Source organism: Anoxybacillus sp. P3H1B, from assembly GCF_001560855.1.
In the GTDB taxonomy this organism is placed as follows: domain Bacteria; phylum Bacillota; class Bacilli; order Bacillales; family Anoxybacillaceae; genus Anoxybacteroides; species Anoxybacteroides rupiense.
The window spans coordinates 78276-104281 of the sequence record NZ_LPUG01000028.1; the positions used below are offsets into that span (position 1 = coordinate 78276).

Sequence of the window (26006 nt, forward strand, 5' to 3'; positions counted from 1 at the left end):
TATTTTCGTTACGAGAAGAAAATCGTTTTTATCAGCGCCGTTATAAAAATGTTGGCTAATGCAACAGGAAGCAATACCTTCCATCCAAATTCCATCAGCTGATCGGCTCGCAGTCGCGGAAATGTCGAGCGGAACCAAATAAGCACAAAAACAACGATGCTAAATTTCAGTGAAAACCAAATAGCTCCAGGAATAAAACCAAGGAACATCACAGGCTGCCAACCGCCCAAAAATAAAATAGTGGTCAAGGATGCCATGGCAAAAAGGTATACATATTCTGCGAGCATAAAGAACGCCCAACGAAAACCAGAGTATTCAACATGGAAGCCGGCAACAAGCTCGGATTCGGCTTCTGGTAGGTCAAACGGCGTTCGATTCAACTCGGCGACGGAAGCAATAAGAAAAACGAGAAACCCAATTGGCTGAATAAAAATGTACCATACATGCTTCTGCGCTTCCACAATATCGTTTAGATTTAAGCTTCCCGTTAATAAAATAATCCCAATCACTGACATCACAAGTGGAATTTCGTAGGAAATCATTTGTGCGGCTGCCCGCATGCCTCCAAGGAGCGCATACTTATTATTGGACGCCCAAGCTCCCGTCAAAACGCCAATCGTTGATAATCCAGACACAGCAATGTAGTAGAGAAGTCCAACACCAATATCAGCAAATTGAAGTGAATCGGTAAAAGGTAGTGTAGCTAATACCATAAAGGCTGGAGCAAACGCAATAACGGGAGCTAAAATGAATAGTGGCCTATCAGCTGCTTTCGGAATGGTATCTTCCTTGATGAGAAGCTTTAAAACATCCGCTACCGTCTGTAAAAGCCCCCATCTTCCCCCCACTTGATTCGGACCAATTCTCCCTTGCATAAACCCCATGACTTTTCGCTCCGCTAAAATACCATATGTAACAAACCCTAATACAACGAGGAGCAAAAGAACACCAAGTCCGAAAAAGATAGCAAGATTCGTCCAGCTAGGCACAGAACGCAGCAACTGCTCCATCAGCCATCCACCTCCCCAAGTACAATATCAATCGCGCCAAGAATCGCAATTAAATTCGCAATGTTTTCTCCCTTTAAGAGCTTTGGAAGGATTTGCAGGTTATAAAACGATGGCCGACGGAACTTAAGACGATACGGTTCTTTTTTTCCATCACTAGCAATATAGCAGCCTATTTCTCCTCGTGGGGATTCAATGCGGACAAATGCTTCTCCTGGCGGTGTTTTAATAATGCGCGGCACTTTCGCCATAATCTCCCCTTTTTCCGGAAACTGTTCACATGCTTGTTCAATGATTTTCAATGATTCTTCAATTTCGGCAAGGCGGCATTCATAGCGAGCAAAGCAGTCGCCATCTTCACGGACTGGAATGTCAAAATCAAATCGGTCATAGATAGAGTAAGGCTCGTTTTTGCGCAAATCCCATTTTACCCCTGTACATCGAAGATTCGCACCGCTTAATGAATAGCTTAGCGCTTCTTCTTTTGTATATCGCCCTACGCCAATTACGCGATGACGAAAAATTTCATTTCCAGTGACCAGTTCATGATATCCTGCCAGCTGCTTCCGCATATATGGCACAAACTCTTTTACTTTCTCGATCCATCCATCTGGAGCATCCCACTTTACACCGCCGACACGCATATAATTAAACGTGAGACGCGCGCCTGATAATTCATTTAATAGATTAATAATCATCTCCCGCTCACGAAATGCATATAAAAACGGGCTAATGGCGCCAATGTCTAATAAATACGTTCCCCACCACACTAAATGGCTGGCAATTCTGCCGAGCTCCATAGCCAATACCCGCAAATATTCCGCGCGATCTGGCACTTTCATTCCCATCATCGTCTCCACAGCATGACAAATGACATAATTGTTGGTCATCGCCGATAAGTAATCCATTCGATCGGTATATGGGATAATTTGTGTATATTGTAAATTCTCAGCTAACTTTTCCGTTCCTCGATGAAGATAACCGATAACGGGTGTAGCTTCTTGAATAATTTCTCCATCGATTTTAAGTACGAGACGAAATACGCCGTGTGTGCTTGGATGCTGCGGGCCTACATTAAGAAGCATTTCCTCTGTTCGAAGCATCGGCTACACCTCCACATCATATGGCTCATAATCTTTTCGAAGCGGATGTCCGACCCAATTTTCCCCTAAAAAAATGCGAATTAAATTAGGATGTCCTTGGAAGCGAATACCTAACAAATCATACGCCTCGCATTCCGGCCAATTCGCGCCTGGCCAAAGCGGAACAAGCGACTCAATTTCAGGATGATCGCGATCCAGCTTCACTTTTAATGCGACTGGCTGATCGTTTTTATAAGAATAAAGATGTACATACACCTCCATATGTGTTCCAAAGTCCGTTCCATGGAGCTCCGACAAATAATCGAAGCCTAGTTGCTCATTATATTTTAAAAACTGGGCGACTTTGTAATAGGTCGTTCTCTTGGCAACAAGCGTCGGCACATCCTTGGAAAGTCGGTTAATATAGGCAGCTTCTAAGACATCTTCCCCAAGATGCTCATGAATTACCTTTATATACTTATCAAGAAGCGGTTGATTCGGCGATGGAGTTTCCTCCGGCTTGGCGGTTTCGGCTGCTCCTGCTGCCGCTTTTGCCTTCGCTGCTGCCGCTGCTTTTGCTTTCGCTGCAGCAATCGCTTTTGCCTTTTCTTTGGCAAGATCCTGTTCATGATCACTGCCATCGCCTTGCTGTTTCGCCAACGCCGCCGCTTTTGCCTTCGCCGCTGCCGCCGCCTTTTGCTTCGCTAGCTCTAGGGCGTCTCCCTCTGGCACTTCCGATGACGGCTCTTGTGCCTTTTGTTTCGCCAACGCCGCCGCTTTCGCCTTCGCCGCTGCCGCCGCCTTTTGCTTCGCTAGCTCTAAGGCGTCTCTTTCTTCAGATATAGGCTTGCCTTCTTCCTCATGTGATGGAAGCTTTTCTAAGGGAAGGTCTGCTGTATCTTCTTTAGATGTTTTCTCCGCTTGCTCCTTTGCTGCCATCCGTTCACGCGCCAATCGTTTGGCCCGTTCCGCTGCTTCCTTTTTAAGCTGCTGTAAATCTTTCTCATCGCTCATCTATTACAGCACCTTCTTCCCCGTCTTTGCTTCGTAGCGAATCTTTTCTTTTAATTTATTAATTCCGTAAATTAATGCGGCCGGATTTGGTGGACAGCCCGGGATATACACATCTACCGGAACAATCTGATCCACGCCTTTCACTACACAGTAGGATTTGACATAAGGACCGCCCGCCGTCGCACAGGACCCCATGGCGATCACCCATTTCGGTTCCGGCATTTGGTCATATAAGCGGCGAACGATCGGCGCCATCTTTTTCGTTACGGTTCCCGATACAATCATGACGTCAGATTGGCGGGGAGACGTACGGAAAAAGGAGCCAAATCGATCCAAATCGTAATGGGAGGATCCTACTCCCATCATCTCGATGGCACAGCAAGCGAGCCCAAAGGTTAGAGGCCATAGCGAATTGCTGCGCGCCCAAGCCTTCAATTGCTCAAGGGTTGTTAAAAAAACATTTCGTCTTAATTCTTCCATTTCCTCTTCTGGAACATTTAACAATTTTATGTCCATTTTAACACCTTCTTCTTCCAAGCATATGCAAGTCCAATCACAAGCATGGCTACAAAAATAAGCATTTCAATCAGCGCAAATAAACCAAGGCGATTGTAAGCAACAGCCCAAGGATACAAAAATACCGTTTCTACATCAAAAATGACAAACAACAGAGCAAAAATGTAGTAGCGTACATTAAATTGAATATGCGAATCGTGAAAGGGTTCAATTCCACTCTCATAAGTAGTCTGTTTTGCATTGTTAGGAGCATGGGGACGCAAAATTCGCCCTGCGGTCAAAGCAACCATTGGGAGCAAAATTCCAAGACATAAAAACACAAAGACGATTAAATAATTATTCAAATAGACATTGAGCAATGCTTCATTCGCCTCCTTTTTTCTGATAAATAACAATTGAACAAAAATATAAAAAAATGAAAATTTGTAATCGTTATCATTATAACATTTATATCCAGAAGTGTCGACAGACCGCCCAGTCTTGCCAATAATAAATATTTTTATTTTTCAAATAAATAAAAACAGGAGAAAATCTCCTGTCCAAACTTTCGCAAACGCTTTCATTTCGCGTTACTGAACTCGCTCATCCGCTCATGAATGTTTTTGTTCGACTTTGCATCTTCACTTGGTTTCATTCTTTGCCTGCCAAGCGTTTTCAACCTTGAATGAATGATGGATAAAATGTTTGTAGACAAAGCCAACGTTGGCTTTGTCTACAGCCTAAAGGCAGGGAACTCCCCTGCCTTTAACGTTTTCCAGCTATCTCTAACCGATTGATCGCTCGTCTTAAAGCAAGCTCGGCGCGTTTGAAGTCAATATGATCCTGTTTGGCCTCCAAACGTCTTTCTGCCCGTTCTTTTGCTGCTTGTGCGCGAACTACATCAATGTCTTCCGCTTTTTCTGCTGCTTGCGCGAGCACGGTTACTTTGTCGGGACGAACTTCTAGAAAGCCGCCGCTGACTGCGATAAGTTCTGTTTTTCCGTCTTTTTTTAAGCGTATTGAACCGATCTCAAGCGGAGCAACAAGCGGAATGTGCCCCGGCAGAATGCCGAGCTCTCCGCTTTTTGCCTTCGTGCTGACCATTTCAACGTCCGCTTCATACACCGGGCCATCAGGAGTAACTACATTGACTTTAATCGTCTTCATCACAAAAGCCTCCTATGTCCCTAAATTAGACTTCTACGCCCATTTGTTTCGCTTTTTCCACTACTTCCTCAATGCGGCCTACAAGACGGAACGCATCTTCTGGAAGATGGTCGTATTTTCCTTCCAAAATTTCTTTGAAACCGCGAACGGTTTCTTTTACAGGCACGTAAGAACCTGGCTGACCTGTAAATTGCTCCGCAACGTGGAAGTTTTGCGATAAGAAGAATTGAATACGGCGAGCGCGCTGAACCACAAGTTTATCCTCGTCAGAAAGCTCGTCCATACCAAGAATGGCGATAATATCTTGCAATTCTTTGTAGCGCTGCAATGTTTGTTGCACTTTACGCGCCACTTGGTAGTGCTCTTCACCAACGATTTCTGGCGAAAGCGCGCGAGATGTCGAAGCAAGCGGGTCTACCGCAGGATAAATCCCCATCTCAGACAATTTACGCTCCAAGTTCGTTGTCGCATCTAAGTGTGCGAACGTGGTTGCTGGAGCTGGGTCTGTATAGTCGTCCGCTGGTACGTAAATCGCTTGAATCGATGTTACTGAACCAACAGCAGTTGATGTAATCCGCTCTTGTAATTGGCCCATCTCTGTCGCAAGCGTTGGCTGATAGCCTACCGCAGACGGCATGCGTCCTAATAGCGCCGAAACCTCGGAACCCGCTTGCGTGAAACGGAAAATGTTATCAATGAAGAACAACACGTCTTGCCCTTGCTCGTCACGGAAATATTCCGCCATTGTCAAACCTGTCAATGCTACGCGCATACGCGCACCAGGCGGCTCGTTCATTTGTCCGAACACCATCGCCGTTTTGTTAATAACGCCGGAATCCTTCATTTCATGATAAAGGTCGTTACCTTCACGAGTGCGCTCACCGACGCCCGCGAATACCGAGATACCACCGTGCTCTTGAGCGATGTTGTTGATAAGCTCTTGGATTAATACCGTTTTACCTACACCGGCACCACCGAACAGACCGATTTTTCCACCTTTGATGTATGGTGCAAGAAGGTCGACAACTTTAATTCCTGTTTCAAGGATTTCTACTTGAGTGGAAAGCTGTTCAAATTTTGGTGCTTGTTTATGAATGGAATCGCGGCGTGCATCCGCCGGAATTTCTCCATCTAAATCAATTGGCTCTCCCAATACGTTGAATACGCGGCCAAGTGTCACATCACCGACAGGCACGGAAATTGGCGCCCCTGTGTCAATGACTTCCATGCCACGAATGAGACCGTCCGTAGAAGCCATCGCAATCGTACGAACAGTATCGTCGCCAAGGTGAAGGGCCACTTCTAATGTTAAGTCAATATCGACTTCATTTTCGTTGCGCGCTTTATGTTGGATTTTAAGGGCGTTGTAAATCGCAGGAAGATGTCCGCTTTCGAACTTTACGTCTACAACTGGACCCATAATTTGAAGAACGCGTCCTTTTGTCATCCGTTTTCCCTCCTAACTTGCTACTTGAACGTCTCTCTGACGCATGCACCGACGCAGCTGGTTATTGCAGCGCATTAGCTCCTGCCACGATTTCCGTAATTTCTTGCGTAATCGCTGCCTGACGGGCACGGTTATATGAAAGTGTAAGCGTACGAATAAGTTCTTTTGCATTATCAGTCGCATTTTTCATTGCCGTCATGCGCGCCGCATGCTCACTTGCTTTGGCATCTAACAATGCCCCATAGATCAAACTTTCGGCATATTGCGGCAAAAGCACTTCCAAAATTTCTTCTTGTGACGGCTCAAATTCATAAGATGTTCGTTTTTTCTCAGCCACTAAATCCGTAAGCGGCAAAAGCTTTCTTTCCGTTACATCTTGTTGAATCGCGCTTACGAAATGGTTGTAATACATATATAGCTCGTCAAACGTACCGTCAGCAAACATGCCTACTGTTTGGCTGGCAATTCGCTTTATATCAGCAAATGATGGCTGATCTGGCAATCCGGTAATGTTTAAAACAACCGGGATATTGCGCTTTTGGAAAAAGTTCAAGCCCATACGGCCAATGGCAATGATCGCATATTCATCTGTCGATTTATGACGCTCCTGAATGGTTTGATAAACCGTTCGAAGAATGTTGCTATTGTATGCACCAGCTAATCCGCGATCAGATGTAATAACCAAATAGCCCGTCTTTTTGACAGGACGTTTCACTAGCATCGGGTGATTGACTGAACTGCCTAATGAAATGTTTGCTACAACCTCTTGAATTTTTTCCATATAAGGAACAAACGATTTCGCATTGGTTTCAGCGCGATGCAGTTTTGAAGCGGAAACCATCTCCATCGCCTTTGTAATTTGGCTTGTTTTCTTCGTCGAGTTGATTCGCGTTTTAATATCGCGTAATGATGCCAAAGGTTTTCACCACCTTTTTTGCGCTGAATCTATTGATAGAGACAAGGAACAGAAGGCTTCACGCCCCTTCTGCTCCTGCCGCCTTTTATTCAGAAACAACAAATGTTTTCTTGAAATCTTCGATCGCTTTGTTGAGATCTTCTTCGCTTGGAAGATCTTTTGTCGTGCGAATATGATCAAGAATGTGCTGGCCGTTTTGATCAAGCCATGTAAAGAATTCTTTCTCAAAACGACGAATATCTTCAACCGGAATATCATCTAAGAATCCGCGTGTTAATGCGTAAATGATAGCCACTTGTTTTTCTACTGGAAGCGGTTCGTGCAACCCTTGCTTTAACACTTCAACTGTGCGCGCACCACGAGCAAGCTTTGCTTGTGTCGCTTTGTCGAGGTCTGAACCGAATTGCGCGAATGCTTCAAGCTCACGATACGCAGCTAAGTCAAGACGAAGCGTACCCGCTACTTTTTTCATCGCTTTAATTTGCGCAGAACCACCTACGCGAGAAACGGAAAGACCCGCGTTGATTGCCGGACGCACACCAGAGAAGAATAAGTCAGATTGCAAGAAAATTTGTCCGTCTGTGATTGAGATAACGTTCGTCGGAATATAGGCAGAAATGTCCCCTGCTTGTGTTTCAACGAACGGCAATGCAGTCAAAGATCCTGCTCCTTTTGCATCGCTTAATTTCGCCGCACGCTCTAAAAGGCGAGAATGCAAGTAGAATACGTCCCCTGGATACGCTTCACGGCCTGGAGGACGGCGCAATAATAGGGAAAGCTCACGGTAAGCGGCCGCTTGCTTCGATAAATCATCATATACGACAAGCACATGCTTTCCTTTATACATGAAGTATTCTCCCATTGATACCCCAGCGTATGGAGCTAGGAATAGCAATGGAGCCGGTTGCGAAGCAGAAGCAGTGACAACGATTGTGTACTCTAACGCGCCATGCTTGCGCAATGTTTCAACAACGTTACGAACCGTTGATTCTTTTTGTCCAATTGCTACATAGATACAAATCATGTTTTGGTCTTTTTGGTTCAGAATCGTATCGATCGCAACCGATGTTTTACCTGTTTGACGGTCTCCGATAATTAACTCGCGCTGACCGCGGCCGATTGGAACAAGTGCGTCAATCGCTTTAATACCTGTTTGTAATGGCTCATGTACTGATTTACGATCCATAACCCCAGGTGCCGGGCTTTCGATTGGACGAGTCTCCGTTGTTGCAATCGGTCCTAATCCGTCTACCGGCTGTCCTAATGGGTTGACGACACGGCCGATCAATGCTTCACCAACAGGAACCTCCATAATACGGCCTGTCCGACGAACTTCATCGCCTTCTTTAATATCTGTATACGGACCTAAGATAACGATACCAACATTGTTTTCTTCAAGGTTCAGTGCCATTCCCATGACACCATTTGCAAATTCAACGAGCTCCCCTGACATGACATTGTCAAGGCCATGTGCGCGCGCGATACCGTCACCAACTTGGATTACTGTACCTACATCGCTCACTTTGATTTCAGACTGATAGCTTTCAATTTGCTTTTTTATCAGCGCGCTAATTTCTTCAGCTCTGATGCTCATGCATTTCACCCCTATCTATAAATCTTTAGCCAATAAGCTGACGTTGAAGTCGTTCTAATTTTCCGCTGACGCTTCCGTCATAAATGCGATTGCCGATACGCAGCTTCACACCGCCAATTAAGCTTGGATCAATGATGTTTTGAATGTGAAGGGTTGCTTTGCCCACCTTCGCTGCAAATACTTGCGAAAGCGCCTGTTTCTCATCTTCCGTTAGCGGCCGGACAGAATATACCGTTGCTTCTTCCGCGCCGCGCGCTTCATTTGCAAGTGCAATAAATTCATCCGCCAGTGACTCGACAATGTCGATACGATGGCGATCAAGCAGCAACTGAAGCGTATTTTGCAAAGGCGTTGACAGTGTAGCAAACACTTCTTTGATTAACGCCTTTTTCTTGTCTATCGAGAGCTTCGGATGAGTCAATACGGACAGAAATTCCGGCTGTGCAGCAAACACTTGCTGAATCACACGGATTTCTTCTTCAAACTGATCAAGGAGCTGCTGTTCATTGGCGATTTGAAAAAGAGCTAACGCATAACGCTTTGCTACGACTTCTTTGCTCATCGCCCTTCTCCTACCTCTTGGATATATTCATTGATCAACTTCGCTTGATCTTGCTCGCTTAATTCTTTTTCAATGACTTTTGATGCAATCAATACAGATAAAGATGCCACTTGCTCACGCAACGCAGCAACCGCCTGCTCTTTTTCGCGCTCGATTTCTTTTTTTGCCGCTTCTTTTAAACGCTCGGCTTCCTCACGAGCCGCTGCGATAATTTGCTCTTTTTGCTCTTCGCCAAGCTTGCGAGCATTTTCAATTAATGCTTGCGCTTCCTGACGCGATTGCTTCATAAATGCCCGCTGCTCTTCCGCAAGCTTTTTCGCCTCTTGATGGTGTTTTTCTGCTTGTTCAATTTCATTAGCAATATGCTCTTCGCGTTGTTTCATAATGCCCATTAATGGACCAAACGCAAATTTCCGGAGCAATGCTAATAAGATGACAAAGATAAGCAATTGGAAAATGATATCACCTGTGTTGAGTCCTGTATGATGCTCAGCAGCACCCAATAAAAACATGTTCATGCTTATTAACACCGCTTTTCACTCCCTTCAGCCGCTAAACTTTTTCATAAAATGGCAGGGTTTACATGTAATGTACATAAAGGAATGGCGAAGGTGATCGTCTGCACGAACTTCGCCATCACATAAGGAAATATTGATTATCTGTTCATAACGATGAATGAGATAACTACGCCGATAATCGGTAACGCCTCGACTAACGCTACCCCGATGAACATCGTTGTTTGAAGTACAGGACGCAATTCCGGCTGACGAGCGATTCCTTCCACTGTACGACCTACGATTAAACCGTTACCAATACCAGCACCAAGTGCTGCCAAACCTACTGCAATAGCAGCTGCAATTAAATTCATGTTAAATATCCTCCTTCTATTTATGTCATATAATTTTTTTGGATAAAAGTTTATCATTAATGGTCTTGGCTCACCTTATGTGCCATATAAACCATTGTTAACATAGTAAAGATAAATGCTTGAATACAGCCTACGAAAATACTGAATGCTTGCCAAACCATCATCGGAATGGCAGCGCCAAGCGCGCCAAACACGCCGCCGTTTGTGGCAAGCCCCGCCAACAGCCCCAGCAAAATCTCTCCGGCAAAAATGTTACCGTAAAGACGCAAGCCCAATGTTAAAGTATTAGAGAATTCCTCAATAATTTTCAACGGGAATAGAAAGGCCATCGGCCGCAAGTAATCACGACCATATTCTTGAACACCTTTAAGCTTTACGCCATAATAATGCGTGAGGCCGACGATCATGACGGCAAGAGTCAACGTAATGGTTGGATCGGCAGTTGGAGACTTCCACCAAAGCGTATCTCCGAAACGGACAGAAAACGGCAGACCGAGCATATTCGCTACAAAGATGTACATAATGAGCGTAACACCTAATGTTAAGAAGCGGCCGCCCGTTTGCCAGTCCATAGTACTGTTAATGATTCCCCTCACAAAATCAAACACCCACTCCAAGAAATTTTGCATTCCCCGAGGGCGAAGCTGAAGAGATCTTGTTGCAGCAATAGCAATAATAAACACAATGAGACTTGTAATGGTCGTCATTAAGATGTTGGACAAATTAAATGTCAGTCCCAACCATTCAACAATCGGTGCTTTATGTTCCAACTTTTTTCACCTCTCTTTCCATTTATGTTATTTATTTTTGTGCAAAAGAAAATCTATTATAATGACAGTATAGGATGTCATTAATCCTATCGTAACAGGAATGATGGAGAAATATTGCGGATATTCGATGGCAATCGCCGCAGCCAAGACAGCGGCCGCTAAGCGCGAAAACGTTCCGAGCGAGCGGGCTTTTTTGCCTTGAGCGACCGCTCGTCCGAATTTTTCGACTTTCCGGACTAGACTCCACAACAAAAACAGACTGATCACCGTTCCTAAAATCAAGCTTAAGAAAACGGTTTTATAGCTTGTAAAGCCCCAGCCTAGCGTGTAAAGAGACAATAGATAAAATATGTATTTTTGCTGTCTTAAGAACATTTGCTGCATGCCTTTACTCCTCTGGGAAATATTGACGAATCAAGCGAAACATCGCATATATGCCTGCCGCAAGACCAATCAGAAGCCCTACAACAAGAAAGATGGGCTCCGTGCCAAGCTTTTCGTCAATCCATTTCCCGCCAAAAATCCCTATCAAAATCGAACCAACTAGCTGGGATACGATCCCGGACATGAGACCGATCGCTTGAAGGGGATGGCGCTGTTTTGGACGCATACACATACATCCTTATGGTAAAAGTTTTTGTAGATAAACCTCGTGAAAACCTTATCATTATATCCCCTGTAAGCATACAATAGGCATCGTCCAATGTCAACGTGTTTAGCCAATAAATTCAAATAAATTATTAATATTTTGTGACATTTCCTCATTTATTTTTCATATTGTTATTGTATAATATAATGTTTATATTTTTCACTATCAAATTTTTCCTTCATTTCTGCGAACCTGCTCCCTTTTCACGCGGAATCTGAGGGTTTGTCGTTCCTCTAAAACCATTGCGAAAAATGCATTTCTTGCAAAAGCGATGAGACCCTTCTTCCATATTAAACTTGGTGATGGAAGGAATCCCCTCATAGGAAAAAGCGACAAATCATCTGGATGGCCGCTTGCCTCCGACCTTAAAAAAATGAGGATTCTACTTTTCAATCGGCTATACGGCCGCTCTTTTCATTGTATTCCCCTAGATAAACGAGCATTGAAGCCAACTAAATCGAAAATTCGTTTATAAAAGTAGAGCAATTCCCGCGTCACTTTTGCTTCATATGAAAAAACGCCAAGCATCCATGTTAGCATGCTCAGCGTTTAACAAAATATACTATTTCGTTCCAAATAGTCGGTCTCCTGCATCTCCAAGCCCTGGAACAATATAGCCGTGATCATTTAATTTTTCATCAAGTGCGGCAATGTAAATATCAACATCCGGATGCGCCTTTTTGACCGCCTCCACTCCTTCAGGAGCAGCGATTAAACACATGAACTTAATGTGTTTCGCTCCGCGCTTTTTTAATGAATGAATGGCTTCAACGGCTGAGCCGCCTGTTGCCAGCATCGGATCCACGACAATAAAATCGCGCTCTTCTACGTCTGTCGGAAGCTTGACATAATACTCGACCGGCTTTAATGTTTCCGGATCACGATACAGCCCAATATGGCCGACCTTTGCAGCTGGGATTAGCTTTAAAATGCCATCCACCATGCCAATTCCCGCGCGCAAAATTGGGATAATCCCCAACTTTTTCCCGGAAATAACTTTGGATTTCGCTCTGCTGACCGGCGTTTCGATTTCCACTTCCTCCAGCGGAAGATCGCGTGTAATTTCAAAAGCCATCAATGTCGCTACTTCTTCGACTAATTCACGAAACTCCTTTGTACCTGTTTGCTTGTCCCGGATATATGTAAGTTTATGTTGAATAAGGGGGTGATCAAATACGTATACTTTGCCCATAGTCTCTTCTCCTCTTTTTTTCATGTTGCACTTCTTTATATTTTACCGAAAAAATGACATCTGTTCAATAACAGTCATGAATGATCAAAAAATTGCCTCGTATCTTTGAAAAAGATACGAGGCATGAATGAGACTATGCATAAAGCGGGAATTTTTCAGTTAATGCCGCTACACGCTCGCGTGCTTCTGCTTGCTTTTCTTCATTATCCACATTTTTAAGGGCAAGGGCAATAATGCTTGCAATTTCATCCATTTCAGCAAGGCCAAAGCCGCGGCTTGTAACAGCTGCTGTGCCGATGCGGATGCCGCTTGTGACAAATGGGCTCTCCGGATCGTATGGAATCGTATTTTTATTGACGGTAATGCCGATTTCATCAAGAACTTTCTCGGCGACTTTTCCTGTTAATCCAAGCGAACGCAAATCAACGAGTAAAAGATGATTGTCCGTTCCTCCTGATACAAGCGTGAATCCTTCCTTTACTAACGCTTCTGCCAAACGTGAAGCGTTGTTGATAATGTTTTGGGCATATTCCTTAAAGCTATCATTCAACGCCTCGCCTAATGCGACAGCCTTTGCAGCAATAACATGCATTAATGGTCCACCTTGAATGCCAGGGAAAATCGCTTTATCGATTTGCTTAGCAAATTCTTCTTTGCAAAGGATCATACCGCCGCGTGGCCCGCGCAACGTTTTATGCGTTGTCGTTGTTACGAAATGAGCATAAGGAACAGGATTGGGATGAAGACCTGCCGCAACAAGACCCGCGATATGAGCCATGTCGACCATCAAATACGCTCCGACTTCATCAGCAATTTCACGGAATCGCGCAAAGTCAATCTCGCGCGGATAGGCGCTGGCACCGGCTACGATGAGCTTTGGCTTATGTAAGCGCGCTTTTTCCAACACGTCGTCATAGTTGATTCGGTGAGTTTCCGGGTCTACTCCATATTCAACAAAGTTGTATTGAATTCCGCTAAAATTCACTGGGCTTCCGTGCGTCAAATGTCCCCCATGGGATAAATTCATACCTAAAACCGTATCTCCGTGATTTAATACGGTGAAATATACCGCCATGTTCGCTTGCGCACCGGAATGAGGCTGAACGTTCGCATGCTCGGCACCAAATAATTGTTTTGCCCGTTCACGCGCTAAATCCTCGACAACATCAACATATTCGCAGCCTCCATAATAACGGCGGCCCGGATATCCCTCTGCATATTTATTGGTTAATACCGATCCTTGCGCTTCCATTACAGCGGGACTGACAAAATTTTCAGACGCAATCAGCTCAATTTTTGTTTGTTGTCTTTTTAATTCATCTTGAATCGCTTGAAATACTTGTGGATCTTGTTGTGGCAAGTGGTTCATCACAAGCTCCTCCTTTTTTCGAGATATCGGAATATTCTCCTCTATTTTAACAGCATTTTAGGAAAGGATTCAAAGAAAAAATGAACAAAATCAACAAGATTGGTATGAAGCATTCGTGTTTTCCTTGAAATAGACCGCCCGATCTCCACCGATTAATTTCGGTCTTGTCTTCGCCAATGTCACATGAGCACGACCAATTTCACGAATGGAAGTACGGACGGGAACAGCGACATGCTTTAAATGCATGCCGATGAATGTATCGCCAATGTCGATGCCGGCATCCGCTTTAATAAATTCGACAACGACTGGATCCTTCATATAATTGTACGCATATTCCGCCATCGCTCCCCCGGCCGAAGCGACCGGAACAACGGAGACAATTTCCAAATTTTTAGCCAATGCGGTTTCTCGTTCAACAACGAGCGCGCGATTTAAATGCTCACAGCATTGAAAAGCAAGCTGGATTCCCGATTGAGCGCGCCATTGTTGCAATTCAGCAAAAATCATTTCCGCTACTTCTTTTGTGCCTGCTGTTCCAATTTTTTGCCCAATTACTTCACTCGTGCTGCAGCCAATGACAAGGAGGTGCTCAGAAGAGAGAGGAACCTGCTGGCGAAATTCGCTCAAAATCGCTTGCCATTGCTGCTTCCATTGTGAAAGCATGATCCGTCTCCTCCTCGTTACAGATGTGTCTGCTCATATTGATGGATTTTATTCACGCGATTCGCATGGCGGCCTCCTGCGAATTCTGTTGTCAGCCATACTTTCGCAATCTCCCTCGCCAAACCTGGCCCGATGACCCGTTCTCCCATTGCTAATATGTTGCTGTCGTTATGTTCTCGCGTCATTTTCGCGCTATATACGTCGTGAACAAGGGCGCACCGCACTCCTTTTACTTTATTGGCGGCAATCGACATCCCGATTCCTGTTCCACAAATTAAAATACCGCGATCGACTTCGCCGCTCGCCACCTTTTCAGCCACCGGAATGGCATAATCAGGATAATCGACAGAACTGCCGCATTCGCATCCCAAATCGATATATTCGATTTCCATTTCCTCCATAAGCTTTTTAATTTCTTGGCGAATGGCTACTCCGCCGTGGTCAGACGCAATGGCTACTTTCATGTTGTTTTCCTCCTTTTTCTCTTTCCTTCCATTGTAACGATAAAAAGCGACTTTTTCATTAACTTATTCAGGCTGTTGACAAACGCTGTCATCGTATGTCGCCAGCCTTGCTCGTCCACCCATGAATGTTTTTTGTTCGATGGGCGGTTTCGCTCCTTGTCTGTGAGGCGTTTTCAAGACCGGCTGATGCTCAAAATGACGGTAGACAAAGTCAAAGTGGACTTTGTCTACCGCTTTTAACACTTATTATGCTCTTTTACGAAACAAATTTCCATCCTAAAACACAGGGCATCATAAGAAGTCTATATGGATGCCGCTTAAAAGGCATGGGCCCTCCATCAGCTTTGCTGCCTTTCTCTTTCTGTTCCCGAACGATAAGCGCCGTCTGTCAAGCAGACGGATCCGTTCATACGGACGACCCATTTGATATTCTTCTCATCCATTCACTTATCTTGCACAAAAACGATCAATCGTATTTTTTAATTTTTGCGCTTGCTCCGCTAACTGGCTGACAAGCTCATTCACATGGTTAATCATTGCGGCTTGTTCCTGTGTGGCAGCCGTCACTTCAAGCGCTCCGGCTGATGTTTCTTCAGCAATCGCTGCTACCTCCTGAGATTGGATGGACGTTTTTTGAATATGCCGCATTTGTTCCTTCACCAATTCCGCAATTTGATGAACGGAATTAGCCACTTCATGAATCGAATGAGTCATCTTCATAATCGCTTCATTTGTATCGTTTCCTTTTGCAGCTTCTTCATTGGCAGCGGTCACCTGCTCATCAATTTGCGCGACCACGTGAACGACTTCTTTTTGAATATTTTTGATTAGCTCAGAAATGCCCTGCACGGCCCGCGCGCTTTCATCAGCCAGCTTCCGCACCTCTTCCGCAACCACAGCGAAGCCCTTTCCATGTTCGCCAGCACGCGCCGCCTCAATGGAAGCATTTAAAGCTAATAAATTCGTTTGACCCGCAATATCACCAACAAGCAAAATGATATTCTCGACTTTTTTGGCATGCTGCTCAAGGCGCCGTACCGCATTTAACGAAGCCTGATTATTTTGGGCTAAATGTTGAATGCCTGTTACAAGTGAATCAATGACTTCTTTGCTCTTATGAAGCGTGTCGACCATATCAACGGCCAATTGCTCTGATTGCTTTGCTTTTTGCTGAACTTCATTGGCGATCTTCAACACATCTTCCACGGATTCGGCGGTTGTCTGCATCGAAACAGCCGAGTCGGTCGCCCCTTTGGAAATTTCCTCAATCGTTCGGGCTATGCTTTCTGAGCGCTCGACTGCCACGCTTGAGGCATCGGTAATTTCGACTACCTTTTCGTTTGTATGGGCAAAGTTTTCTTCAATATTGCGGACCATCATTCGCAAATTTCTTAACATTTCATTAAAAGCGACTCCCAATGCCCGTATCTCGTCATCCGATTTAGCTAGCGGCACATCTTCATCAATTTTTCCATTTGCCGCTTTAATCGCCGCCTGCTCTAATTGATGCAGCGGACGCGTAATAAAACCTGAAGCGATATACGCCAAAAGTCCTGACCAGAAAATACCGAGCAATAGGATCACAATCGTAAACAAACTCTTATCAAACGTACTAAACATCAGATCATAAAGCACATAAATAAAGAACGCGCTTGTAGAATACGTAATAACGGCCAAAACGGTCGTAAACACAACAAGCTTTAATCGCAGGCTAAACCCGTATTTCTTTTTCTCACTCATGGCCTATATCCCCCTCAAATATCCCATTATAGCTTTTGAATGAGCTGCTCGATCAATTGATCCAACTCCTCTCTCGTCCGGCGATAAACTTCAACAGAGCCCCCGAACGGATCGACTACATCCCCTTCTTGTCCTAAAACAAATTCCTTCATTGTAAAGATTTTGTCCTTTGCCTCCGGAAATCGTTCCATCAGCTGCTGTTTGTGCCCGGTTGTCATGGTAAAAATATACGTAGCCCAGTCCACATCTTCTTTTTTTAGAAATGAAGAACAATGAGCCATATCAATTCCTTTTTCTGTTAATACCAATTTCGCATAATCAGAGGCGTCGCTCCCTTCCACAGCAAATAAGCCTACGGATTTCACTTGGACATCCGGCAGTTGCTTATTCCTTAATAGAGCTTCAGCCATTGGACTTCGGCACGTATTCCCCGTACAGACAAAAAGTACATGAATCGACATAATACCCTCCTCGTTGGTAAGGCCTGTATAGCATTATTATAATAGAATTCTTTTTCTAAAGTATAGTGCAAAAAAGATTGCTAGTATATAAATGTAGGAGAATGGAACGAATCGTCTCCAGACCATCAGCAGACGAAGGTGAGTCTGCTGGCAGATCCCGGCCCCGCAAACAAATGACAAAAGTCCAAAAAACGCCGCTTTCAGATCCATCCATGGTTCTGTAAAGCGGCGTTTTTCGCTCATTTGACCGTGAAAAGCGGCCCAAACTCCATTATGTACATGCTAAGGCATGAAGTTACATCCCCATATAGCGGCCTTATCCAAAGGGAATCATCAGCTTTAAACCGAATGCTAGCAGAATGCTGCCGCCCAACAATTCCCCATAAATGCCAAGCCAGCGCTGAAAGCGGCTTCCCAGCAATAAGCCAAGCCATGTAAGAACCATGCTAAAAAAACCAAACAGCAGAATCGTTAATAGCGTGCGGGCTCCGTAAATACCGAGACTCAGACCGACCGAAAAGCTGTCGAGGCTGACGCTCAAGGCAAAAAAAACTAAACCTATCCCGACCGGCGAAATCAGCGGATCACTTTCTCGCTTTAAGGAAGTGACAATCATTTGCAAGCCTAGTATAAGCAGGAGTCCGCCGCCGACATAAGTGGCAATCGCTCCAAATTGCTCAGACAGAAGACGCCCTACAAACATTCCTAGCATCGGCATTAGCACGTGAAAGAGACCGATGGTAAATCCTATATGAAACATTTGCTTAACACGCAAACGAAAAAAACCCATTCCCAATCCAATCGAAAATGCGTCCATGCCCAATGCAAATGCCATCATGCACAATGTCACCAGTTCACCGACTAATTCCTTCATCTCCCACCCTCCCCGGACTTGCCTATTGGTAACATATGCAAGTCCGAGGAGGTTTAGACTGGTTATTTTTCATAAAGAATTCGATATCCCGCCGCCTTTTTTAACCGATTCATAATAGCTGTACCAATGCCATGATCAGGAAAACATTCGCTATAAATCATGTCCACCTCAGCTTCATCGAACGCCCGAAGCGCATCATATAAATAGCGAGCGACTGTATATAAATCTGACCGCTTTCCACAGGAGATCACAGCATCTGCTCTGTAAGTCGATTGCCGCTCTTCGGTCGTTAACACTCCCACTTTTTTACCGAGCGCGCGCTGCTCATCAACAAGATGCTGTAAAAATGCTGAAGTGCCTTCCACAATCGTCAACGGCGCTCGCGGTGCATAATGTGTATATTTCATTCCTGGCGCTTTTGGCTTCTCCTTTTCATTCAATAACGCCGCATCCACATGAACACGTCCGATGAGGTGCTCTAGCTCTTCTTTGGTAACGCCTCCCGGACGCAAAATGATTGGAATGTCCGTCGTGCAATCCAACACCGTCGATTCGACTCCGATTCCCGTTGGTCCGCCATCCACTATACCCGCGATTTTTCCATTTAAATCAGCTAAAACATGCATGGCGCTTGTCGGGCTTGGTTTTCCTGACAGGTTCGCGCTTGGAGCAGCAAGCGGCAAGCCGCTCTCCCGAATTAAGGCCAGAGCGACTGGATGGGCCGGCATACGCACCGCAACCGACGCAAGGCCGGCTGTTACTTCTTCACAAACAGCATTTTTTCTCTTTTTCAAAATCATGGTCAGCGGCCCCGGCCATAGCCGCTTGATTAACGTTTGCGCCACATCAGGAATATCCACAGCGATCTGCCCCAATTGATCATAATCAGCAATGTGAACAATCAATGGATTATCACTCGGACGTCCTTTCGCTTGAAAAATTTTTTTTACAGCTGCCGACGAGGCGGCATTCGCCCCTAATCCATATACGGTTTCAGTAGGAAAAGCAACCACTTCACCGGCACGCAACAGCTCGGCCGCTTGTGAAATTTGTGGACAAACATCATATTTATCCACAAATTTATCCACAATCCAAACTTTTGTCTCCATGCTCTTCACCACCATTCATCGTTGATTATCTATATCAATTTTATTGCTAGTTTCGAAGAATCAAGCAAAATCATATGCCAGTCATCTATTTCTATCCACAAACTGTGGATAAAACCATTTTTGTTGTGGGTAAATCTGTGGGTAACTATTTGTTTATGAATCCAAACTTCTGCATTTATCCACAAAAATGATTACGGCCAAATTTTTCCGATCATTTCCTTGATGAAAAATTTTACCTCTACTTTATCATCGTCATCATTGATGACAACGTCTGATGAGGACATCACAGCCGTGCCGGCACCAGCTGCTTGCAGCGCTGGCGAATTTTCCGTTTCTTCTTGCTCATGATCCTTCGTTGTTTTTTCTTTTTTAACAAATGTGGCATTGTCTTTTTCTGGCTGATGCTTGTTCACAACTTTCTTATTCATATGTTCTTCACTCATATGAGCTTCTTCTGATGCCGGAGTCACTTCTGTTTTGGCTCCCTCTTCTGCTTTCACGGCTTCGCCATTGGAAAAGTCGAGGAAACATAGCGGCGGAAACAACACACACCACCAATTTGCTCCTTTTCCTTCCCCTAGAGTAATAAGAATCGCTTGATATTCCCCTGCCGGATAAATATAGTTCCCATAAATCTTAGTCGGAAAATGCACCTTGCCAAATTGAACATGGTAGGTTTGATCGCTCTTTTCTTTTTTCAGCACATCAGCCACCGTTTTTTCAATATCAGGCAAATGTAAGCGGATGACTTGCTCAGCCTGAGAGAATGAGGTTAAATGAGCGACCCAGCCGTTAATTTGTTCATTCACCGCATCGCGCACTTTACGCTTCAACGCTTGATCCTCATCCGAATCGCTGTTGGCCAGGATACGCAGACGGATCGCCTGATCTGGAATCATCACTTGCGCATTTTCACCAGCCTCTGTTTGCTGACCATACACATTCACAAACACACCGATTGCCAATAAAAAAATATATAATACAATTGCTAGTTTTTTCATTATATTGCACCGTCCTTTCATTAACCTATTTTGGACAGTGCTATCCATTTTTAAACTATGAATCTAAAAAATAAAACAATAAATTAATGGATTGAAAGCTTTCATGCAAAATCATCAAAGAAGACCTTTGATTTTTCCTTCGTTATAGGGAATTCCCCTAACAAAGCCCCCGTTTGTGCACGCCTCCATCTTCCTGCTGCATTGATTAGCCATGATGTACCACAGATTCCAACGACCAATCATATCATAAAATCGCACCCGTTCTCCGTGATGGGCCATAAGCGAGAATGCGGGTGCGAGATGTCCTTTGTCTTATAACGGCGGTTCGATTTCCGCATAAACATTGCGGTCTTTTCCATTGATATCAAAAACAACGTCAACAGCAGCCTGCGGAAATGTTCGCTGCAGCAGTTGAGCTACCGCTTCTCCTTGCCCTGCCCCAACTTCAAATGCGACAATGGAACGGCTTTTCAGCACCAAAGGCAGTTCAGCCATAAAACGCCGATAAAAATCAAGGCCATCCTTGCCGCCCACAAGCGCTTTTCGCGGTTCATGGTCTTTTACAATTGGAGAAAGCAAAGCGATATCAAGCTCTGGAATATACGGAGGGTTCGACACAACCACATCCACTTTACGTTTTGCCTGAATGAGCGGCTGCAGTAAATCCCCTAACCAAAATTCTATTTCCGCTCCAAGGCGGCGGGCATTTTCTTGTGCTACCAGCAGCGATTTTTGCGAAATATCAATCGCACTCATGCGCAGCGTATGGTTTTCGAGCGCCAGTGTTACAGCGATCGCTCCGCTGCCTGTTCCCACATCGACAACATCAACCGCTGTTTGATTAGGAAAAAATCGTTGGATGCGCTTTAACACCCCTTCCACTAACTCTTCCGTTTCTGGCCTTGGAATGAGAACCTCGCGATTGACGAGGAACGAACGACCATAAAATTCCTCTGCGCCAATCAGGTATTGTACAGGGGTATGTTCCTTTGCATGCTGATGGAGATCTTCAATCAGCCCTTGATACGCTTTTTCGCTAATTTTCTCTCGCAGACAAGCAAACAGCTGCGCCCTAGTCATTTGCAAATGATGAAGCAGCAGTAATTCTGCTACACGCGCTTCTTTTCCATGCTCTTCTAAAAAAGAAGAAGCCCAATGAAGGACTTCGTAAATTTTATAACTCATGATTCGCCTGCTCCAATTTTTTCGATTGATCGTCTAGAATCAGCGCATCGATGATCTCATCCAGCTTCCCTTCTAGAATTTGATCAAGCTTTTGAATCGTGAGCCCGATTCGATGATCCGTTACGCGATTTTGCGGAAAATTGTAAGTGCGAATCCGCTCAGAACGGTCTCCTGTGCCGACCGCCTGTTTGCGTGTTTGATCATATTCTGCACGCGCTTCTTGCTGATATTTATCATAAATACGGGCACGCAATACTTTCATCGCTTTTTCCTTATTTTTAATTTGCGATTTTTCATCTTGGCATGAAACGACGATTCCGGTCGGGATATGCGTTAAGCGCACCGCGGACATCGTCGTATTGACGCTTTGTCCACCTGGTCCGCTTGAAGCGAACGTATCAACACGAATGTCTTTTTCATTGATTTCAATTTCAACCTCTTCCATTTCAGGTAAACAGGCAACAGTTGCTGTCGATGTATGGATGCGTCCGCCCGATTCTGTCTCAGGAACACGCTGAACACGATGAGCGCCATTTTCAAACTTTAATTTTGAGTACGCCCCTTTTCCGTTAATCATAAAAATAATCTCTTTATAACCGCCTAATCCTGTTGGACTCGCTTCGATGACTTCCGTTTTCCATCCCTGGGACTCCGCATAGCGAGTATACATACGGTATAAGTCGCCCGCAAACAGCGCCGCCTCTTCTCCGCCAGCCGCGCCGCGAATTTCCATAATGACGTTTTTGTCATCGTTCGGGTCTTTCGGCAACAATAATACTCTTAATTTTTCTACTAGCGCTTCCTCGCGCTCTTCCAATTCGTTAATTTCTTCTTTTACCATTTCGCGCATATCAAGATCCAATTTTTCTTCTAGCATCGCTTTCGCATCTGCCAGCTGCTCGCGAACAGACTTATATTCGCGATATACATGCACGGTTTCTTCTAAATCGGACTGTTCTTTTGAATAGTCGCGAAGCTTTTTCGGATCATTAATAACTTCTGGATCCATCAACAGCTGGTTTAATTTTTCATAACGTTCTTCTACTGCTTGAAGACGATCAAACACATGCTTCACCTCTGTCTTTGTCCATACACAGTCTAATTTGTAATTATACTACAATCTAATGAAATACGAAAGTACTTCCATGGTCCAGCTAAATAAAGTCCTATGAGGGTTAATGAAACGTCTCTCCTTTCTAACAGAGTGGAAGTGTGATAACGATTGTTCAATCCCCTTATCGATAAACACAAACTTGGGACGGGAACGATATGTATCCAAATTCATTGTCAGAAAAGCCTGCCCGACTGTCGTTCCTGCTCATTGCGGGGAAATAAATATCGACACATTCAATGAAATGGAGATCGTCATGAAACACGATCGACGGATGAGCTCGACTTCATGTACACGAATGTTTACGTCTCAGCTTCCTCTTATCGAACAGGCGATTTTTTGACCAAAGTGCCAAGAATTAGGACAAAATCGACAAATTTTCGGCATCATTTGCTAGCGAATGCACGCCTGCCCCTCCGTCCATATAGAAGGAATCCGCCTATCTGCATGCCAGACGATCTGCTCGTGATGCTTCGCTGAGCCATAAGATTCCGTTTCCCTTTGCGGACAGGAAGCGGATTTTTTTACTTGGCATACTTTTTGCATTAATGGTAGATGACGAAAAATTTTTCGGAAAGGGGATTGGGAGAATGAAAGCAGCTGTTGTTCATCAGTTCAAACAAAAGCTTCAAATTGAAGAGGTAGAAAAACCAAAGCTTGAGTACGGCGAAGTGCTCGTGAAAATCGAAGCGTGCGGCGTTTGCCATACCGATTTGCATGCCGCTCATGGGGACTGGCCGGTCAAACCAAAGCTTCCGCTCATTCCAGGGCATGAAGGAGTGGGAGTCGTCGTCGAAGTGGCACCGGGGGTGAAATCGATTAAAGTGGGAGATCGCGTAGGAATTCCTTGGCTTTACTCCGCATGCGGGGAATGTGAATATTGCTTAAGTGGCCAAGAAACCCTTTGCCCTCATCAATTGAATGGCGGTTATTCTGTTGACGGCGGATACGCAGAATATTGTAAAGCGCCAGCGGATTATGTCGCGCGCATTCCAGATAACCTAGATCCGGTGGAGGTCGCACCGATTCTTTGCGCCGGGGTCACAACCTATAAAGCTCTGAAAGTATCCAATGCTAAACCGGGGGATTGGGTAGCCATTTATGGAATCGGCGGCTTAGGACATATCGCTCTGCAATACGCGAAAGCAATGGGATTCAATGTAGTGGCCGTCGATATCAGCGATGATAAAGCAGAATTGGCTACAAAATTAGGAGCGGATATCGCCATCAATGGCTTAAAGGAAGATCCGGTACAAGCCATTCATGAAAAAGTCGGCGGCGTACAAGCGGCTATTAGCGTGGCTGTCACGAAAAAAGCATTTGAACAAGCCTATCAATCTATCAAACGCGGCGGTTGTCTCGTTGTCGTCGGATTGCCTCATGACGAGCTGCCGATCCCTATTTTCGATACCGTCTTAAACGGCATCACCGTTAAGGGATCCATCGTAGGAACAAGAAAGGACATGCAGGAAGCGCTTAACTTCGCAGCCCAAGGAAAGGTTCGTCCTATTGTGGAAGCGGTTTCTTTGGAGCATATTAACGAAGTGTTTGAACGGATGGAAAAAGGACAAATCAACGGCCGCATCGTTTTAACCATGCAATAACACTTTCTAAATAGATATTCAAGCTGGCAGGAGTAGTGGAACAAGCGGCTCCTGCACCAGCCAAACAAGGAGGAGTCATCTTATGATTTATAACCGGCCCGGAGAGAATGGCGCCAAAGTTCAATTTAAAAAAAGATATTACAATTACATTAACGGGGAATGGACACCGCCTATTTCAGGACAATATTTTGAAAACATCACTCCTGTTACAGGGGAGGTTTTTTGCGAAGTAGCCCGTTCCCAAGCGGAGGATATTGAACTGGCGCTCGACGCAGCCCACGCGGCGAAGGAAGCGTGGGGCAAAACGTCTCCTGCATTCCGCGCCACGATTTTAAACAAAATTGCAGACCGCATGGAAGAAAATTTAGAAATGCTGGCGGTCGCTGAAACATGGGAAAACGGAAAACCTATTCGAGAAACGCTAAATGCAGATCTTCCTTTAGCTATCGATCATTTCCGTTATTTCGCGGGAGTGATCCGCGCTCAAGAAGGAGCCATCAGCCAAATTGACGATGATACCGTTGCTTATCATTTTCATGAGCCACTCGGGGTCGTTGGCCAAATCATTCCGTGGAATTTCCCGCTTCTCATGGCAGCTTGGAAAATCGCCCCGGCGCTGGCGGCCGGAAACTGCATTGTCTTAAAGCCTGCAGAGCAAACACCGGCATCCATTATGGTTTTAATGGAGCTAATCGGGGATCTCTTGCCTCCAGGAGTGCTCAATATCGTCAATGGTTTTGGCCTTGAAGCCGGAAAACCTTTAGCATCCAGTCCGCGCATTGCGAAAATTGCTTTTACAGGCGAAACGACAACAGGACGTTTAATTATGCAGTATGCCTCACAAAACATTATCCCGGTCACCCTTGAGTTAGGCGGAAAATCGCCGAATATCTTTCTTCCGGACGTAATGAGCGAAGAGGATGATTTCTTAGATAAAGCGCTTGAGGGCTTTACGATGTTTGCCCTGAATCAAGGAGAGGTCTGCACATGCCCGTCGCGGGCCTTGATCCACGAGTCCATTTATGCTGCATTTATGGAAAGGGCGCTCGAACGTGTCAAAAATATTAAAGCCGGAAATCCATTGGATACAAGCACCATGATCGGAGCGCAAGCATCGTCCGAACAGATGGAAAAAATCCTTTCCTATATTGATATCGGCAAGCAAGAGGGAGCGGAATGCCTGATTGGCGGAGACCGAAACCACATCGCGGGCCTTGAAAACGGCTATTATATTCAGCCGACCGTATTCAAAGGACATAATAAAATGCGAATCTTCCAAGAGGAAATTTTCGGTCCTGTCGTATCTGTCACAACGTTTAAAAGTGAAGAGGAAGCGCTAGCCATTGCCAATGATACATTATACGGATTGGGCGCCGGTGTGTGGACAAGAAATATTCATACCGCTTACCGGCTAGGCCGGGGAATTCAAGCAGGAAGAGTGTGGACCAATTGTTATCACGCCTATCCGGCTCATGCGGCATTCGGCGGCTATAAAATGTCAGGAATCGGCCGCGAAACTCATAAAATGATGTTAGCTCACTACCAGCAAACCAAAAACCTTCTCGTCAGCTATCATCCAAAAGCGCAAGGGTTTTTCTAAACGATTCACAGCTAAGGGGCACGTGGCTCGTCCATGAGGGCGAGCCGCCGCCTCTCCATTTT

General features: G+C 45.0%; 29 protein-coding genes. 2 read left to right on the forward strand and 27 right to left on the reverse strand.

Annotation, left to right across the window (positions count from 1 at the left end):
* Positions 1–8: 8 nt before the first annotated feature.
* The 27 genes from nuoH to prfA all read right to left on the reverse strand — a co-directional run bounded on the left by nuoH (position 9) and on the right by prfA (position 22695).
* A complete protein-coding gene (gene nuoH, locus AT864_RS15680; protein WP_066150594.1) occupies positions 9–1013 on the reverse strand; it encodes an NADH-quinone oxidoreductase subunit NuoH in 1005 nt (334 codons plus the stop codon).
* Positions 1010–2110: an NADH-quinone oxidoreductase subunit D gene (locus tag AT864_RS15685; RefSeq protein WP_066150597.1), complete on the reverse strand. Its 1101-nt coding sequence runs from the start codon at positions 2108–2110 to the stop codon at positions 1010–1012. The genes nuoH and AT864_RS15685 overlap by 4 nt, the downstream gene beginning before the upstream one ends.
* 3 nt (positions 2111–2113) lie before the next feature.
* Positions 2114–3103, reverse strand: coding sequence for an NADH-quinone oxidoreductase subunit C (locus tag AT864_RS15690; protein WP_066150600.1), 990 nt, complete (start codon positions 3101–3103; stop codon positions 2114–2116).
* A gap of 3 nt (positions 3104–3106) precedes the next feature.
* Positions 3107–3619 carry an NADH-quinone oxidoreductase subunit B family protein gene (locus AT864_RS15695; protein ID WP_044741556.1) on the reverse strand — a complete coding sequence of 171 codons (513 nt, stop codon included), beginning with the start codon at positions 3617–3619 and terminating at the stop codon, positions 3107–3109.
* On the reverse strand, positions 3610–3978 hold the full coding sequence (locus tag AT864_RS15700; protein ID WP_066150603.1) for an NADH-quinone oxidoreductase subunit A: 369 nt from the start codon (positions 3976–3978) through the stop codon (positions 3610–3612). Before AT864_RS15700 ends, AT864_RS15695 begins: the two co-directional genes overlap by 10 nt.
* Positions 3979–4363: 385 nt before the next feature.
* Entirely contained in the window at positions 4364–4765 is a 402-nt protein-coding gene (locus AT864_RS15705) for a F0F1 ATP synthase subunit epsilon (RefSeq protein WP_044741555.1), read from the reverse strand.
* Positions 4766–4790: 25 nt separating this feature from the next.
* Positions 4791–6212: a F0F1 ATP synthase subunit beta gene (atpD, locus tag AT864_RS15710; RefSeq protein WP_044741554.1), complete on the reverse strand. Its 1422-nt coding sequence runs from the start codon at positions 6210–6212 to the stop codon at positions 4791–4793.
* Positions 6213–6273: 61 nt separating this feature from the next.
* Positions 6274–7128, reverse strand: a complete 855-nt coding sequence (locus AT864_RS15715; RefSeq protein WP_066150606.1) for a F0F1 ATP synthase subunit gamma — start codon at positions 7126–7128, stop codon at positions 6274–6276.
* An 85-nt stretch (positions 7129–7213) separates the two neighbouring features.
* Complete coding sequence (gene atpA / locus AT864_RS15720) at positions 7214–8722, reverse strand: F0F1 ATP synthase subunit alpha (RefSeq protein ID WP_066150609.1); 1509 nt, start codon at positions 8720–8722, stop codon at positions 7214–7216.
* Between the two features lie 25 nt (positions 8723–8747).
* Positions 8748–9284, reverse strand: coding sequence for a F0F1 ATP synthase subunit delta (locus tag AT864_RS15725; RefSeq protein WP_044741551.1), 537 nt, complete (start codon positions 9282–9284; stop codon positions 8748–8750).
* Positions 9281–9802 carry a F0F1 ATP synthase subunit B gene (gene atpF / locus AT864_RS15730; protein WP_066150851.1) on the reverse strand — a complete coding sequence of 174 codons (522 nt, stop codon included), beginning with the start codon at positions 9800–9802 and terminating at the stop codon, positions 9281–9283. The genes AT864_RS15725 and atpF overlap by 4 nt, the downstream gene beginning before the upstream one ends.
* A 137-nt stretch (positions 9803–9939) precedes the next feature.
* Positions 9940–10152 (reverse strand): F0F1 ATP synthase subunit C, encoded by a 213-nt coding sequence (gene atpE, locus AT864_RS15735; protein WP_017436872.1) that lies wholly within the window; start codon positions 10150–10152, stop codon positions 9940–9942.
* A 56-nt stretch (positions 10153–10208) separates the two neighbouring features.
* The gene (atpB, locus tag AT864_RS15740; RefSeq protein ID WP_066150612.1) at positions 10209–10922 is read right to left on the reverse strand and encodes a F0F1 ATP synthase subunit A; all 714 of its coding nucleotides are present in this window, start codon (positions 10920–10922) and stop codon (positions 10209–10211) included.
* Between the two features lie 27 nt (positions 10923–10949).
* Entirely contained in the window at positions 10950–11306 is a 357-nt protein-coding gene (locus AT864_RS15745; RefSeq protein ID WP_066150614.1) for an ATP synthase subunit I, read from the reverse strand.
* A 4-nt stretch (positions 11307–11310) separates the two neighbouring features.
* Positions 11311–11532 carry an AtpZ/AtpI family protein gene (locus AT864_RS15750; protein ID WP_044741546.1) on the reverse strand — a complete coding sequence of 74 codons (222 nt, stop codon included), beginning with the start codon at positions 11530–11532 and terminating at the stop codon, positions 11311–11313.
* 601 nt (positions 11533–12133) lie between these two features.
* Positions 12134–12763, reverse strand: a complete 630-nt coding sequence (upp, locus tag AT864_RS15760) for a uracil phosphoribosyltransferase (protein WP_066150620.1) — start codon at positions 12761–12763, stop codon at positions 12134–12136.
* Between the two features lie 133 nt (positions 12764–12896).
* Positions 12897–14132 carry a serine hydroxymethyltransferase gene (glyA, locus tag AT864_RS15765; RefSeq protein WP_044741544.1) on the reverse strand — a complete coding sequence of 412 codons (1236 nt, stop codon included), beginning with the start codon at positions 14130–14132 and terminating at the stop codon, positions 12897–12899.
* Positions 14133–14222: 90 nt separating this feature from the next.
* Entirely contained in the window at positions 14223–14795 is a 573-nt protein-coding gene (locus AT864_RS15770) for a TIGR01440 family protein (protein ID WP_066150623.1), read from the reverse strand.
* A 17-nt stretch (positions 14796–14812) separates the two neighbouring features.
* A complete protein-coding gene (rpiB, locus tag AT864_RS15775) occupies positions 14813–15259 on the reverse strand; it encodes a ribose 5-phosphate isomerase B (RefSeq protein WP_044741542.1) in 447 nt (148 codons plus the stop codon).
* A 63-nt stretch (positions 15260–15322) separates the two neighbouring features.
* The gene (locus tag AT864_RS15780) at positions 15323–15502 is read right to left on the reverse strand and encodes a hypothetical protein (RefSeq protein ID WP_066150626.1); all 180 of its coding nucleotides are present in this window, start codon (positions 15500–15502) and stop codon (positions 15323–15325) included.
* A 204-nt stretch (positions 15503–15706) separates the two neighbouring features.
* Positions 15707–16999 (reverse strand): methyl-accepting chemotaxis protein, encoded by a 1293-nt coding sequence (locus AT864_RS15785; protein WP_066150628.1) that lies wholly within the window; start codon positions 16997–16999, stop codon positions 15707–15709.
* Positions 17000–17025: 26 nt separating this feature from the next.
* Complete coding sequence (locus AT864_RS15790) at positions 17026–17460, reverse strand: low molecular weight protein arginine phosphatase (RefSeq protein ID WP_066150631.1); 435 nt, start codon at positions 17458–17460, stop codon at positions 17026–17028.
* Between the two features lie 316 nt (positions 17461–17776).
* The gene (locus AT864_RS15795) at positions 17777–18334 is read right to left on the reverse strand and encodes a manganese efflux pump MntP family protein (RefSeq protein ID WP_066150633.1); all 558 of its coding nucleotides are present in this window, start codon (positions 18332–18334) and stop codon (positions 17777–17779) included.
* Between the two features lie 62 nt (positions 18335–18396).
* A complete protein-coding gene (locus AT864_RS15800) occupies positions 18397–19443 on the reverse strand; it encodes an L-threonylcarbamoyladenylate synthase (RefSeq protein ID WP_066150635.1) in 1047 nt (348 codons plus the stop codon).
* Between the two features lie 191 nt (positions 19444–19634).
* Positions 19635–20444 carry a stage II sporulation protein R gene (gene spoIIR / locus AT864_RS15805; protein ID WP_066150638.1) on the reverse strand — a complete coding sequence of 270 codons (810 nt, stop codon included), beginning with the start codon at positions 20442–20444 and terminating at the stop codon, positions 19635–19637.
* 312 nt (positions 20445–20756) lie between these two features.
* Positions 20757–21629, reverse strand: coding sequence for a peptide chain release factor N(5)-glutamine methyltransferase (prmC, locus tag AT864_RS15810; RefSeq protein ID WP_066150641.1), 873 nt, complete (start codon positions 21627–21629; stop codon positions 20757–20759).
* Positions 21619–22695, reverse strand: coding sequence for a peptide chain release factor 1 (prfA, locus tag AT864_RS15815; protein WP_066150643.1), 1077 nt, complete (start codon positions 22693–22695; stop codon positions 21619–21621). Before prfA ends, prmC begins: the two co-directional genes overlap by 11 nt.
* Positions 22696–23330: 635 nt before the next feature.
* Between prfA and adhP the strand changes: the two genes are divergently transcribed.
* Both adhP and adh read left to right on the forward strand, forming a co-directional pair.
* Positions 23331–24344 (forward strand): alcohol dehydrogenase AdhP, encoded by a 1014-nt coding sequence (adhP, locus tag AT864_RS15820; protein ID WP_044741534.1) that lies wholly within the window; start codon positions 23331–23333, stop codon positions 24342–24344.
* Between the two features lie 82 nt (positions 24345–24426).
* Positions 24427–25944, forward strand: a complete 1518-nt coding sequence (gene adh, locus AT864_RS15825; protein WP_066150644.1) for an aldehyde dehydrogenase — start codon at positions 24427–24429, stop codon at positions 25942–25944.
* The last annotated feature ends 62 nt before the right edge of the window (positions 25945–26006 follow it).